Source organism: Clostridium sp. (assembly GCF_036643715.1).
In the GTDB taxonomy this organism is placed as follows: domain Bacteria; phylum Bacillota; class Clostridia; order Clostridiales; family Clostridiaceae; genus Clostridium.
In genome coordinates this window covers 1-14,803 of sequence record NZ_JAVXRL010000066.1, presented here as the reverse complement: position 1 = coordinate 14,803, position 14,803 = coordinate 1, and the positions used below count along the sequence as shown (strand labels likewise).

The window sequence follows — 14,803 nt, the reverse complement described above, 5'->3', positions numbered from 1 at the left end:
GCTAATGATCCTAACGCTAATGATGCTACAACTGCTACCGCTGCAATTACAGTTATTATTTTTTTCTTTTTCATTATTAATTCCCCCTGATTATGTATTATTTTCTTTTTCTAGTTTTTTTTGTAAGTAACTTAGTCAAAAAAATAGATTAAGTATTAATCCAATATCAGCCGGTTGCACTACTAGCTCCATACATTCCAAGTGCCCAAATACAGAATATATATCATCGCTTCTATATGAATAATTTAAACAAAAAAAAACTAATCTATATCTTTGTAAAGCAACTTAAATTCATAAGTTTCTTAACACAATTAATAAATTAGCCGGTTGCACTACTGACTCCATATATTCCAAGTGCCCAAATACAGAATATACTTCAAAGTCGCTATTTGTAATTTTATTATTTCCAGGTAAATTCTAGCATTATTGTATACATTGAGTCAATTCACTTTACAGAATGTTATCTTTGTTTTCCTTTTGTTAAATTTATTAACTTTTTATCTATATTTATCAGCATTTTTTCATATAAAATAAAAAAAAAGCCTAAAATTTACTTTTAGGCTTTTTTTGCTTTTTTCTTTTCAAAAATATAAGATATTCCAAATATAGCTATTATCACAATTATAACTAGCGCTAGATTCTTTTGAATGAATTGTGATATTTTTCCCAAATAAGGAATATGGAACATTACTTTTCCGATAACTTGACTACTTTCTATACTTGAAGGATCCACAGTATTATTTGCATCTCCTTTTGTAATGAATTCTTTTCCACCATTTATTACTTCATATACTCTATGCGTAACTATAATATTACTATTTTCTTTACCTTGGAAAGTTATTACATCACCCTTTTTAATATTTTGGTCCACACCATCTTTAACAATTACTAAACTTCCTGGGTTAATATTCGGTTCCATACTTCCAGTTAAAATATAATAAGTGCTATATCCTAAAATGCTAGGATGCTTTCCTTCTTTACTTCCAGTAATACTAATTGTACAAATTGCTATTACTGCAATAATAAACAAATAAAATATGCAATTTCCAATTACTGATAATGCGCTCTTATTTTTCATTTTATTCCCTCATTCTTCCTATAATCTCTACCTCTTAGTCTATATAACTTTACTATTTTATGTCAATGAGTTCACAAAATGTTAAATATATAAAACGAAAAGCAGTTTAGTACGTCCCTTCATACTAAACTGCTTTATATAATATTATTTCTTTACCCATACCCCACGATTTCCCTTTAACCATCTCGTGCGAATCTCATAAAATACATTAATGTATACGCTGTGATTTGCCCCCACAAATAACAGCATGGAACCCTTAAATAAATCTCATAATTGAACGTCCCACAGGTGAGTTATAAACTCATTTAAAATGCTTGCTATAAAAAATTTTTCCTTGTTTCTCGCCTCATCTAAAATAATATACTATCCCATTCATAATTTCAATACATTTTTAACACTTTATTCATATATCGTCATAAAATATTACTATTTATACAATATTGTCCGTTTTTATTACAGTTTTTTAATTCATATTATTATATTCTAAAAAAAGCCCCTTTAAGGACTTTTTTCTTATTCTTCTACCTTTGAATTTCTAAGTCTATCTTTACATATATCTCTATCTTCATCATTAAATAAATTTTTATATCTATTACTTAATATTAAATTTTCTAATGATAAATCTTCTCTTCCACATTTCATAAGTACGTCTAACCCGTCTTCTTTTATGTCTTCCCTAATTAATTCCTTAGCTGTAAGAAGCGCACCTTTATTGTTCAGTCTATTAAGAAGACTATTTAATTTACAATTACATTCTAAATCTGCTTCTCTATATATGTTTAGCATATCTCTATATAATTCCATACTGTTCATATACCATACCTCCTATACTCAATTCATTTTATTAATATATTATTAAGTATACACTATAACTTCACATCTTCAATATAATTATGTAAAAAGAAGCCCCTATATCCATAAAACTATATTTTATTTTTTAAATATAAATTTTAATAGTATTAATTTTTCGATTAATTTTCATTTTTTATTTAAAATAATTAAATTTAACAGAAAAACTTATTGTAAATATTTTCCATTGATTGTACTATTAAATAGAGATCTCAAATAATTAAATTAAGGAGGGTCCTAATTTGAAAAAAGGCAAAGTAAAAAGAGTTTTATCTGGACTTTTAGTAACGGCTGTAGCATTTTCAACATTTACATCTTCAGTTTCTGCAAAAACATTTACGCAAGATAGTAAAAAGGTAGAAATCCCTAAAGAAGAACAACTTCAAAGAAAAGTTGTTGGTTATTTTCCAGAATGGGCTTATAAAAGTGAGGCACAAGGATACTTTGATGTTGGTGATCTTCAATGGGATGACTTAACTCACATTCAGTATTCTTTTGCATCTGTTGACCCATCTACAAACAAAATAGCATTTGGAGACAAGCATGCCGCTATTGAAGAAGATTTTAAAGGAATGAACTTAACTCATAAAGGTAAACCTTTAGAACTTGATAACTCCCTACCTTACAAAGGACACTTTAATTTACTTCAAACAATGAAAAAACAATATCCTGATGTAGACCTTCTTATATCTATCGGCGGTTGGGCTGGTTCAAGAGGATTCTATACAATGTTGGATACAGATAAAGGCATCGAAACTTTTGCCGATTCATGTGTTGATTTTATAAGAGAATATGGCTTCGATGGAGTTGACATAGACTTTGAATATCCTTCTTCTACTCCTCAAAGTGGTAATCCTGCTGATTTTGACGTGTCAGAACCTAGACGAAAAACAATCAATGAACGATATAACGTATTAATGAAAACTTTAAGAGAAAAGTTAGATAAGGCTTCCACTACAGATAATAAGCCTTACCTTTTAACGGCTGCAGTAACAGCTTCATCCTGGGTACTTGGTGGTGTTTCATCCAATGAATATGCAAAATACTTAGATTTTTTAAGTGTTATGTCTTATGACTTCCATGGTGGCTGGAATGAATTTGTTGAAAACTTAGCTAATATTTATCCAGATCCTGCTGATAAAGAAACAATTAATATGCTAATGCCTGTACTCTGTATGGACTGGGCATATAGGTACTATCGTGGTGTTCTACCACCTGAAAAAATAATAATGGGAATCCCATATTATACTAGAGGCTGGGAAAATGTTCAAGGTGGAACAAATGGTCTTCATGGTACTAGTAAAAATCCTGCAACTGGAAAGTACAACATATGGGGTGATGACCTTGATAATAATGGTGTTTTAGATCCTGCTGGCGCTAATCCGCTGTGGCATGTTTTAAACTTAATGGAAGAAGACCCTAACTTAAAAATCCACTGGGATGATGTTGGTAAAGTTCCGTACGTTTGGCAAAATGATGAAAAGGTATTCTTATCTTTTGAAAATGAACAGTCTATTGATGAAAGAGTTAAATATATAAAAGAAAAGAATTTAGGTGGAGCTTTAATTTGGGTAATGAACGGAGATTATGGTGAAAATCCAAATTACGTAAAGGGTTCTGACAATGTTAATGAAGGAAAATATACTTTTGGTAATACATTAACTAAGAGATTAAGTAATGGCCTTGAAAAAATAGGTAACTGTTCAGTTACTAAAGATGAAACAGAAGGCTTACCTGAGATAGGAGTTGACGTTAATTTCTCTGGAGTATACGATCATCCAAATTACACCTATAGCTTAAAGATAACTAATCATACAGACAAAAAAATTGAAGGTGGTTGGGAAGTTTCATTTGATCTTCCAAAATCAGCTATTTATAAATCTTCATGGGGCGGCACTTCTTCTTTAAAAGATAATGGTGATTTTACTACTGTAACCTTAAAAGGTGGTGGATGGCAAGGCATTGATCCTGGTGCTTCAATAGAAGTTCAAGGTATGATAGGCTTATCTTTCTCGGGAATTAGAAATGTAAAATTTAATGGTGCAAAACCTATTGGAAAAGATACACCTACCTCATCACCTGATGAGATTAAATTATCTAACTTAGTTGTAGATCAAAAAGATAATGGATCTGACTATAAGTTAACTGCAACTATACCGAACTCTAGCAATGCAACAAAATATATTTTACTAGAAAATAATAAAGAAATCGCTTCAGGAGAAGTAAATCCAACTGATGCTAACTTTCTGAAAATAGAAAAAGATTTTAAAGGACAAGCTCCTGGAAAATATAATTATACAATGAAGCTATCTAATTCTTCAAAAACAGTAACATCATCAATTGATGTTACTGTTAAAGATCCAACTGCTCCATCTTTAGATACTTATGATCCAAACAAAATATATAATGCTGGAGATAAAGTTATTTTTAATGGAAAAGAGTATATTTGCAAATGGTGGGTTCAAGGTCAAGCACCTGGAACTACTGATGCTTGGAAAGAGTCTTAAAACTATATAAAACAAATTAAGGTGGCTAAATTAGCCACCTTTTAACGTTATTTTGTTAAATTTCCTCTATAACTTCCAGTGCCACCAGCTACATTGATTACTTTAAATCCTTCTCTATCTAGAAGACTACAAACCTTATTACTTCTTCCTCCTGACTGACATATAATAAAATATTCCTTCTCCTTATCTAAGTATTTACTTGGACTACTCATAATATTTTCCATAGGTATGTTTTTAGCCTTTGGTAAATGTCCACTCTTATATTCGTAAGGCTCCCTTACATCTATTAGATTAATCCCCTTAAGTTTATCTCCTAATTCATTAACATTTATAGATTCAAATCCCTTTTTAAAAAATGAAAACATAAAATCTCCTCCTTTAATATTCAATATTAGTTTTGTTATATTTATATTTTATTATACACCTATATCTCTATATTCAAATATTGCGATATAAGATTTAATAAAAAATTCTCTTTATTTAAGAGATATCAATATTATTTATTAACTTTTTTAAATTCTAATGCACTTTTAGGACATGATGGTGTACATTTACCACAAGATATACATAAAGTACTATCTATTACCCCACCTTTAAAATCTTTAGGTTCCAATCCCATAGGACACTTTTTAGAACATAAATTACATGATACACAACTATTTTCAACTACAATTCCTTTATTTCTTCCACGTATCTTTGCAATGAATCCGCCAATTGATCCCATGGGACAGAAATTGCACCAAGCTCTTTCATTAAATACAATTCCTAATATTATTGCTACAATAGTAGTTACTAATATTAATCTGTAAAATATAAATCCTATTCCTTCAGCATTTCCCCAATTTTTTATTACTCCTGTTGTAAACATAAATAATAAAAATATAACCATAGCAATCCTAAACAAAGTACTCTTTAAAAACTTTGGTGTTTTCTTTCCTCTTGAAAATTTGCTAAGTATGTTGTCATAAAAATTACCTCTAGGACAAAGGTTTCCACAAGAATATCTACCCTTTCCAAATAAAGATAATATAATTGGTGCCACCATACAAAGTATAGCTAATAATCCAAATATAAAGTTAAATGGTACTAAAGCTAAAAAAACTAAAAGCATTAAATAAGAATATTTTTTATAAAATTTCATATATTCCCTCCTATATATACCCCAGTGGGGTATGTTGTATTGTTATTATAATTTGATTATTGTTTATTGTCAATTGGTTATTTATATACAACACCTTAGTATTTATCATATAGTTCAATAAGCTTAAAAGTGCCATAATAAAAATAAAACAAGCTATTATAGTAGCTTGCCTTACTTTACAATTATATTTTCTTATTTAACTCTTCTTTTTAAGCATAGTTATTCCAGTTAAAATTGCAGCTATTGCTCCTGTCATAAACCCTAAGTTATTTCTACCTGTATCAGGTATAGGTTTATTATTACCTGGTTTTGTATTAGTATTTGATTCATCTTCCTTTTCTGAATTATCAATATGATCTTTATTACTTTTCAGAACTAATTTATCTATTGAAGCCTGTAATTCCTCAAATGCCTTATCCACTTGTTCTTGCGTTGCCTCTTCATCATCTAATACTTTTTCTGCTTCTTTTAAATATTCTTTAACTACTTTAGATGTTTCATCTGTATATTTTAATAAATCTAATTTCTTAGTGCTGCTTATTAAGTTTTTTAGTTTTTCCTTATTAACTTCACTAGGCGATTCAACTGTTCCCTCCTTTGTTATAATTTCATATATTTTAGGTACCGGCTTTGATGAATCAAATTCAAGTTTCACTTCTAATATTTTCTTTTTTAAATTAAAGTTTTTAAACTCTTCATCAAGCTTACCTATTTCAATCCATTTTCCATCCGTACATTTAACCGTTACTTTAGCATTACTTATATTTTTATCATCTTGAAGCACCATTAATTCTTCAACATCTGTAACTCTACTCATTTTATAAACAATGTTATCCCCATTAGTCACCGTTTCAGGAGAATACGCTGTTGATAAATTTCCATCATAAAGATTTTTAAACTCACCCTTCGGATTACCTGTAACTAACTCAACATAGTCACTGCCATCAGACTCTACTGTTTTGTTAACTTCAATTTCATACAGTTGAACCCAATAGCTTGAATTCCCTTCTGTATTAGAACCATTGGCTTTTATTCTTATATATCTTGCCATTTTGCCATCAGCATTAATGGATGCAACCATCTTTCCATCTTCCTCAACATACTTTAACTCACCTAATGAAGTCCAGTTATCACCATCTACTGAAATCTCATATTCAGAATTTCTCATACGGTCTGATACCGCAAAGTATGACTTCACATCATAAAGAGGTACTACAGATCCTAAATCTACTTTAATTTGATGTCCTTCAGCTGTTGGTTTATTACTCCAATATTTAGTTTCCATATCCCCATCAATAGCATTTTCAATATTATTACTTTCATAAGTTCCTATATTTTCAGAAATTGATAATTTAGCCTTATATATTGGTGTAGCTTCTAACTTTTTAATATCATTTAATATACCATTATCTGAAGTATTTATAACTCTTACAAATGTAGCGGCGACGTTTCCTTTTGACGTTAATACTCCATCTATAACTTCTGTATCTGCCTTAATCCATTCAACTCCATTTAATGAATATTCAACTCTTACATTTTCATAATCATTAGATTTTAATTCTATCTTATCTAACATCATTGCTTTAGGCATTGCAAATCCAATATAGTCATCTTTCTTAAGGTTTAAATTTAATATATCATTTATGCTATATTTACCAGACTCAGTATTCACATCTACTTTTTGTATATCTTTTATATTGCTAATTACTTTCGGTGATTTATCTCCATTAAGTGTGTTTGACATCATTTCTTCAGCTTTTTTTATAGTATCAGAAACTAATGGTTTAAGAAGCTTTGTCCCAACATCAACTACATATTTCTTTGGTCCCTCACCTTCAATTCTATCAACAGTGAAATTATTCATTGAGTCTAACTTCTGCTTTGCTACTTTAGTGTTTGTAATCCACTCTTTAATGTTTCCCTCTTCTGCTGCAATGATTGATTTCATAGCTGATATTCCAGATTCACTTAATGCCTCATAAGCTCCTAAGAAAGGTGTTATCTCCTTAAGTAAATTTTTATTTTGTATTTTTGATTTTATATTGTTAGAATCAGATTTTAAAATATTAAATTCATTCAATAATACAGTAGCACTCTTCTTTATAGATTCACCTTTTTGAATTGCATTCTTAAATAAATCAATTTTCTCCTTTAAGTAAACAGACTCATCAAAAATAAATGGTCCACTAGCTCCCCCATCATCACTTAGATATGATATATTTGAAGCAAATCTTTTAAATTCTTCTAATACTTCAGGAACAAGCTCTTCAATTGCTTTTTCCCAACTTTTTTGGTATTTGAATTCGTTAGTATTCCATGTATAATCTGCAATGCTATATAATGCAACTTTTGAAGATTCTGCCTGATTCATAGGATTCGAGAAGAATCCAGTAACATTATCTAAATCTGGATTTAAATTAGGCATTGGTGCCATTAAAAGTTTAGAGTCACAATAATCATTTACTGGATAGTTCCACCATACCGCAACATCTTTATCTACACCCGTTGCAGTTTTTGGCCATTCAAATACATCCTTTGATACATTAGACATAGTAGCATGTCCAGTCCACATAACTTCAATATCTTTATCTAAAGTCTCCATAAAAGGTTTAAAATATTTATTTATATTTGGTCCCCATGCAGAGTTATATCTTGCTGATATAACTATCATCGGTGCAACATCACCTTTAGCTTTAACAAACTCTTTGTTTATTCTATTAATCCATTCTGCCTGAAGCTTTCCTCTACTCCAATCATCAGTGTCATCAAATAACACTCCAAATTGACGCACTCCTAGACTGTAAAGTTGCTCAAATTTATTTATTATTGCCTTATAATCGTCATCAGTAAACTGGAGTGTTGCACCTGGATGTATTGTCCAGCAAAAATTTAAATTATTATCTGTTCCAGCCTTTGCAAGTTCTGAGATTTCCTTTGCTTTATCTTCTGGATATAATTCTTTCCACTGTTCCCTATGATATATGTCATCTTTTGGCGCATATATATAAGTATTCATCTTATACTCACTAGTATCTTTCATAAGACTTTTTCTATCTTCATGACTCCAAGGAGTACCATAAAACCCTTCTATAAATCCTCTATGCTTAATTTCTGGGTTATCTGATATAGTAACTTCTGCTATTTTATTTAATCCCGTAGCTTGGTTTAATATTTGATCTAATGTTAATACACCGTAATAAACACCATCTTTATCAGCTCCTGTTATTTTTATAATTCCATTCTTATTTACATCATCACTTGTACTAAGTACATATCCTTCATCCTTTTTAAGCGTCCCTAAACTATCATTTATACCTTCAGTACAATCGTCACAATGTTCTTTATCAGATGACATCACTATATTTGTTTTTTTGTCATCTATTCTTTCAGATACTTCATAAGAAATCTTATGTTTATCTAAACTTTTTTTAAGCCTTGGTAATGTAGCTTTTTCTTGTTCTCCATGAATAACAATATTAATTTTACCTTTAATCTTGAATCCCTCTTGTGACTTATATTCAATTTTTTGTGGTAATGGATATATATCAAGTTTTTTATTTACTACATCCATCGGTTCTTTAGTGGCTCCCATAGCATACGTTAATGGTGCCTGAAAAGTAGTTATTCCAATCGATAAGAAGCATGTAGTTGCTATCCCTATTTTTACAGCTTTTTTCTTCTTATTTTTAAGCATATCAAATTCTCCTTAATGTATTATTTATGGAATTATAATATTTAATTACCATAGTTAATTTATACATTATTTTCCATTAATTGTGTATGGACTATTTTTACTTATTACATATTTTCCTAAATTTTATTATTATTTTAATTTTTTTATTATATTTTTATTTATAGAATTTATACCAACTTAAAACATTTAATACTCATCTTTTTACTGGAACACATTTAAAAGTGTAGTAAATTGTTACAATTTGTGACCTTATTATTAAAAATATGTTGAAATTGTAAACAAAATGATATATTATTTTAAAAAAGATATAAATTTATTAAAATATTCAGAAAAATAATGAATTTATAATTAACTTAAAAGATGGGAGTGGAAGTAATTAATGATCAAATTAATCGGAATATTAATTGTAATATTAGGTTTCGTATTCAAAGTTGAAACTTTATTTACAGTATTAGTAGCAGGACTAGCAACAGGATTAGTTGCAGGAATGGATTTTAATGAAATTTTAACAGTTCTTGGTCAATCATTCGTAGCTAACAGAGCAGTTTCACTGTTCATTCTAACTTTACCTGTTATAGGTGTATTAGAAAGATACGGATTAAGACAGAGAGCTATATATCTAGTAAAGAAATTGGGCAAGCTTACAACTGGAGGAGTATTAAGTGCTTACACTCTTATAAGAGAAATCACAGGTGCCCTTTCAATAAGAATAAGTGGACATCCTCAGTTCGTTAGACCACTAGTTAATCCAATGGCTCAAGCTGCCGCTACAAACAAGTATGGAAAACTTGATGAGGAAGATGAAGAAAAGATTAAAGCATTGTCTGCTGCCTCAGAAAACTATGGTAACTTCTTTGGACAAAATCTTTTTGCAGGAAGTTCAGGTGTACTTTTGATTTCAAGTACCCTTACTGAATTTGGATATGAAGTAACTGGCTTAAGCATAGCAAAAGCAAGTATAATAATGGCTATTGTAGCTCTTCTAATTTCAGTATTACAAAATTACTTATACGATAAAAAGATGGATAGAAAATATAAAAAGTAGTTAACAAATAGATTGGAGGTATACTATGCAAAATTTTATAGATATAGCATTAGAAGTTTTTTACGTAATAATGGGTTTACTTATGCTAGTTATGGCATATAAGTCTGTTACTACAATAGATTCACATAAAAGATATTTCACATGTGCCTTTTGGACACTAATTTCTTTACCATTTATATTTGGTAAAATATTACCCGCTAACGTTGTTGGTGGAATACTAGTTTTATCTAGTTTATTAACCCTTTCAAAACAAGTTGTTTTTGCAAAATATGATATGGCTTCAGAAGAAGATGGTCAAAGAGCTTCTGAAAAAGTAAAGAGTAAAATCTTTATCCCTTCATTAGTATTAGCATTTGCAGCTGTTGCTGTTGCTGTAATATTTACAGATTACAAAAACTCATCACAGTTTGCTATTGGTATCGGAGCTATAGCAGCTATGTTAGCCGCATTTAGTATTACTAAAGCTACTCCTAAAGAAGCTGTTAACGATGGAGCTAGATTACTTCATCAAATGGGACCAACAAGTATGCTACCACAATTACTAGTTGCACTTGGAGCTTTATTCACACAAGCAGGTGTTGGTGAAGTTATATCTCAATATATTTCAGGTGTTGTTCCTGCAGATAGTAGATTCTTTGGTGTTGTTGCTTACGTATTAGGAATGGCTTTATTTACAATGGTTATGGGAAATGGATTTGCAGCCTTCTCTGTAATCACAGCTGGTATCGGAGTTCCTTTTGTACTTGCTCAAGGTGCTGATCCTGTAATTGTTGGATCTCTAGCTCTAACAGCAGGATACTGTGGAACACTTTTAACACCAATGGCAGCTAATTTTAATATAGTACCATCAGCATTACTAGAATGTAAAAATCAATATGACGTAATAAAATATCAAGCACCAACAGCTATTATTTTATTAGTTTTACACATATTCGTTATGTACTTCTTAGCATTTTAATAAATTGTTTTTATAAAAACAGTTTTTCTGAAACATATAAATAGTAAACTTTAAAGAAACAAAGGAGGAATATACATGAAAGTATTATTAACAGGTTTTGATCCTTTCGGAGGAGAAAAAATAAATCCAGCACAAGAAGCTGTAATGAGAGTAAGTGAGAAAATAAACGGTGCAGAGGTTGTTAAAATTATAATACCAACTGTTTATGAAAAATCACTTGAAGCTATAGAAAAGGCTATTTTAGAACATCATCCTGATGTTGTTATATCAATAGGTCAAGCTGGCGGAAGATTTGATATAACTCCTGAGAGAGTTTCTATAAATATTAATGATTTTAGAATTAAAGATAATGAAGGTAATCAACCAGTTGATGAGCCTATAAGAGAAGATGGAGAAGCCGCTTACTTCTCTACTCTACCTGTTAAAGGTATTGTAAAACATTTAAGTGAAAATGGAATACCAAGCACACTTTCAAATACTGCTGGTACTTTCGTCTGTAATCATGTAATGTACGGTATATTATATATGATTAATAAAAAGTATCCTAATATGAAAGGTGGATTTATCCACATTCCATATGAAACATCACAAGTTATAAACAAAAAGAACACACCATTTATGTCATTAGAACAAATAATTAAAGGTATCGAGCTTTCTATAGAAGCTTGTACAATATATAACGAGGACATTAAAGCAATCGGAGGTGAAATCTGCTAATATGAAAAAAGTATTTGTATATGGTAGCCTTAGAGATGGAATGTTTAATTACGATAAGTTTCTTCAAGGCAAAGTAAAAAAAACAACTCCTGGAACTATTAAAGGCGATTTATTCCACATAGAAAACAAGGGATATCCTGCTGTAATAACTGGTGATAATAAAATCGTAGGTGAACTTATGGAATTTGTAGATTTCGATAGTACTTTAATTGACTTAGATGGACTTGAAAATTATAAACCTAATGACACTAATTCTGAATATTTAAGAGAAGTTGTTAATGTAACATTAGATAATGGTGATGTTGAAAAAGCTTTCTTTTATAAATATAACGATAAATCTGAATGTAACAAAAAAGATGTTCTAAAAAAAGTTAGTCACGGGGATTGGCTTAAAAGATAGTTAAAATGAATGGCTCCGATATTATATCGGAGCCATATATTTTAGGTAATTATTTTGTATAATTTAATTAAAGCCTCTTGTTTTTCATTATATTTTTAACAAATAATTTGTATACAAAGTATCCAATCATTGCTCCAAATACATTTAATATTAAATCATCTACATCAAAGAACCCATAGCCAGTAATTAACTGAATTACTTCTATTAATAAACTTATCCCTAATGAAACTATAAATATTTTTTTCCAGTTGCTTAATCTAGTGAATGCTATTGGTAGTAAAAATCCTAGCGGACAAAATATTATAATATTTCCTAGTAAGTTTCTAATAGCTATTGAATATGTAGGTGCATCAAATATAAACTCTTTAATTGTAGCAAATGGAATCACTTGGGCAAATGATAATTTTTCAATAAAAGACTTATTATTCATAAACCCTGCTAATATAGACGCATCTCCATTCTTGAAAATAAGTATACTAATTAATATGCTTATATATAATATTAAAACTAAATATACTAAAATTTTAAAACCAAATTTTTTTTCTTTATTATCCAATATATTAAATCTCCTTTAATAATACAATTTCTAATGTGGATCTCCATGATCATGAATCTTTCCACTTATACTATACGTTGTGTTAGTTTTTCCTGTAACAGCAACTTTCAACCAATAATCACTGCTATCTTTTGGAATATCAAAAAATCTACGCCAAGTAGCTGATGTAATATTCACACATCTATCAATTTCTTTGCTACCTTTATATAAATATACCTCAAATGTTCCACCACTAACATTTTTAACTTCTAATCCTACTCTTCCAGGTGTTAAATGATAATATTTACCTGAATCTTTCCCATTAACTATACCATACCCTGAGTTTCCTGTCTTAATTGTAGCACTAAACCCTATTCCTGTATCTGCATAAGCTGATATAGAACTAGATATTAGCATGAAACCACTCAATAAAAATGTTAATGCACATTTTTTAAACCCCTTTAATCTCATAAAACCTCTCCCATCATTCTAATATTTAATTTGGTTAAAAATTCAATATATCCGATATCAATATACCATACATTAAAAAAAAAGTCTATTTATGGTAAAATATTAATTTAATTACAATTAATCTAATAGACGTTTTTTATTAATATGTTAAATATTAACTTTCAAAATTATTAATAAATCATATAATATTGATTATATATAAAAAATTATTATTTCCAGTTAATCCAGCATTAAAAAGCCTAAAACTTTAATTTTAGGCTTTTTGTATTATAATTATAAATTATTTACATATCTCTTCTTTATGTTTGTTTTCATATAGCTTGTATAATGGTTTGTTAACAATAACCGCAATTACAATTCCCACTAGTAAAAATCCTATTCTCATTGGTACAGATACAGATGCATCAAATAAAATCATTGCCGCAGCTAATGCATTTAATGTCACAAATATCATTTGTAATTTATATGGTTTAATAAACATATAAATATATCCAATTATTAAAAGAACCATTGAATCTAATGATTTAGGTACTATAAAGTAGAATAAAACTATAAATATAACAGCTCCAATTATAGTTCCTGCTATTCTTTCAGGAATTCTTTCCTTTGTTTGACCGTAATTTGGTTGTGTAAGTGATAAAACTGTAGCACTTATCCACATGCCTTTTACAAATCCAAATATACCACCAATAAACATTGCTATTGTAATTCCAATAGCCATCCTAAGTGCAAAATTACCTTGAAGAGAATATATATCTATTGAATGAAACATTTCCTTCAAACTTCTATGATCTTCATCACTAGCCTTCTTATGACTAAAGTAATATATTATTGCAACTAATAATCCACCTATTAATAAACTGGCTATTCTTTTAGGTAGTTCTTCTGAACTAACTGGACTTCCTTGTAAAAATACATAACATAATATAAATGGTAAATATACTTTTGTTTCCACCTTATTCGTAAATACATATATAATTAAAAATACAAAAACAAAATTAATTGGTACACCTATATAAGGATGTAGCATTGTTACATATGATACAACCCCTAGTGCTATAAAAGATATTATAATTCCAAATAGAGCATCTTTAAACTTTATACTTACGCTAATTGAACTAAACATAAGTATAGCTGTAATTATAATTACTCCTACTAAAGTATTACCTGAACCAAAAACACTTGAAAATATTGAAACAAATATTACTATTCCAATAAGCATAATTAGATTTACAATCATCATTTTCCCGTTTATCTTTTGAGATTTATCCATTATATTCCCTCTTTCCTATATGAGTCTAATATATGTTATAACATATATTAGACTCTTTTTGATATATGTTACTTGAAATTTCATTATATAACTAACAATTGTTTACATTTAATTAAGGAAATTGTACAAATATTT

Annotated in this window: 13 protein-coding genes, 1 pseudogene and 2 riboswitches; of the genes and pseudogenes, 6 read left to right on the top strand and 8 right to left on the bottom strand. The window is 29.2% G+C overall.

What is annotated here, in order from left to right; translation table 11 throughout:
* Positions 1 to 159 precede the first annotated feature (159 nt).
* Positions 160 to 242, bottom strand: a riboswitch (cyclic di-GMP riboswitch).
* A 70-nt stretch (positions 243 to 312) separates the two neighbouring features.
* A riboswitch (cyclic di-GMP riboswitch) is annotated at positions 313 to 395 on the bottom strand.
* A 161-nt stretch (positions 396 to 556) separates the two neighbouring features.
* Together RSF37_RS13710 and RSF37_RS13705 are read right to left on the bottom strand one after the other, a co-directional pair.
* Entirely contained in the window at positions 557 to 1,078 is a 522-nt protein-coding gene (locus tag RSF37_RS13710; RefSeq protein ID WP_332564947.1) for a signal peptidase I, read from the bottom strand.
* A gap of 513 nt (positions 1,079 to 1,591) precedes the next feature.
* Complete coding sequence (locus tag RSF37_RS13705; protein WP_332564946.1) at positions 1,592 to 1,891, bottom strand: hypothetical protein; 300 nt, start codon at positions 1,889 to 1,891, stop codon at positions 1,592 to 1,594.
* A 278-nt stretch (positions 1,892 to 2,169) separates the two neighbouring features.
* Here RSF37_RS13705 and RSF37_RS13700 point away from each other — a divergent pair.
* Together RSF37_RS13700 and RSF37_RS13695 are read left to right on the top strand one after the other, a co-directional pair.
* Positions 2,170 to 3,984: pseudogene (locus RSF37_RS13700) on the top strand (glycosyl hydrolase family 18 protein); the annotation flags it as partial.
* Positions 3,985 to 4,227: 243 nt separating this feature from the next.
* Positions 4,228 to 4,434: a carbohydrate-binding protein gene (locus tag RSF37_RS13695; protein ID WP_332564948.1), complete on the top strand. Its 207-nt coding sequence runs from the start codon at positions 4,228 to 4,230 to the stop codon at positions 4,432 to 4,434.
* Positions 4,435 to 4,481: 47 nt separating this feature from the next.
* Here RSF37_RS13695 and RSF37_RS13690 read toward each other — a convergent pair whose 3' ends face one another.
* From RSF37_RS13690 to RSF37_RS13680, 3 genes are all read right to left on the bottom strand, one after another.
* Complete coding sequence (locus RSF37_RS13690) at positions 4,482 to 4,799, bottom strand: rhodanese-like domain-containing protein (protein WP_332564945.1); 318 nt, start codon at positions 4,797 to 4,799, stop codon at positions 4,482 to 4,484.
* A 131-nt stretch (positions 4,800 to 4,930) separates the two neighbouring features.
* Positions 4,931 to 5,575 carry a 4Fe-4S binding protein gene (locus RSF37_RS13685; RefSeq protein WP_332564944.1) on the bottom strand — a complete coding sequence of 215 codons (645 nt, stop codon included), beginning with the start codon at positions 5,573 to 5,575 and terminating at the stop codon, positions 4,931 to 4,933.
* Positions 5,576 to 5,771: 196 nt separating this feature from the next.
* Positions 5,772 to 9,269: a beta-N-acetylglucosaminidase domain-containing protein gene (locus tag RSF37_RS13680; protein WP_332564943.1), complete on the bottom strand. Its 3,498-nt coding sequence runs from the start codon at positions 9,267 to 9,269 to the stop codon at positions 5,772 to 5,774.
* 382 nt (positions 9,270 to 9,651) lie between these two features.
* On the opposite strand from RSF37_RS13680, the gene RSF37_RS13675 reads away from it, so the two are divergent.
* The 4 genes from RSF37_RS13675 (at position 9,652) to RSF37_RS13660 (ending at position 12,389) form a co-directional block, all read left to right on the top strand.
* On the top strand, positions 9,652 to 10,314 hold the full coding sequence (locus RSF37_RS13675; protein WP_442878501.1) for a DUF969 domain-containing protein: 663 nt from the start codon (positions 9,652 to 9,654) through the stop codon (positions 10,312 to 10,314).
* Positions 10,315 to 10,339: 25 nt separating this feature from the next.
* Positions 10,340 to 11,272, top strand: a complete 933-nt coding sequence (locus RSF37_RS13670) for a DUF979 domain-containing protein (RefSeq protein WP_332564941.1) — start codon at positions 10,340 to 10,342, stop codon at positions 11,270 to 11,272.
* 75 nt (positions 11,273 to 11,347) lie between these two features.
* Positions 11,348 to 11,989, top strand: coding sequence for a pyroglutamyl-peptidase I (gene pcp, locus RSF37_RS13665; RefSeq protein ID WP_332564940.1), 642 nt, complete (start codon positions 11,348 to 11,350; stop codon positions 11,987 to 11,989).
* Position 11,990: 1 nt separating this feature from the next.
* Entirely contained in the window at positions 11,991 to 12,389 is a 399-nt protein-coding gene (locus RSF37_RS13660) for a gamma-glutamylcyclotransferase family protein (protein WP_332564939.1), read from the top strand.
* A 67-nt stretch (positions 12,390 to 12,456) separates the two neighbouring features.
* Here RSF37_RS13660 and RSF37_RS13655 read toward each other — a convergent pair whose 3' ends face one another.
* The 3 genes from RSF37_RS13655 to RSF37_RS13645 form a co-directional block, all read right to left on the bottom strand.
* A complete protein-coding gene (locus RSF37_RS13655) occupies positions 12,457 to 12,945 on the bottom strand; it encodes a VanZ family protein (protein WP_332564938.1) in 489 nt (162 codons plus the stop codon).
* Positions 12,946 to 12,975: 30 nt separating this feature from the next.
* Positions 12,976 to 13,395: a hypothetical protein gene (locus tag RSF37_RS13650; protein ID WP_332564937.1), complete on the bottom strand. Its 420-nt coding sequence runs from the start codon at positions 13,393 to 13,395 to the stop codon at positions 12,976 to 12,978.
* Positions 13,396 to 13,675: 280 nt separating this feature from the next.
* Entirely contained in the window at positions 13,676 to 14,668 is a 993-nt protein-coding gene (locus RSF37_RS13645; RefSeq protein ID WP_332564936.1) for an FUSC family protein, read from the bottom strand.
* Positions 14,669 to 14,803: the final 135 nt, after the last annotated feature.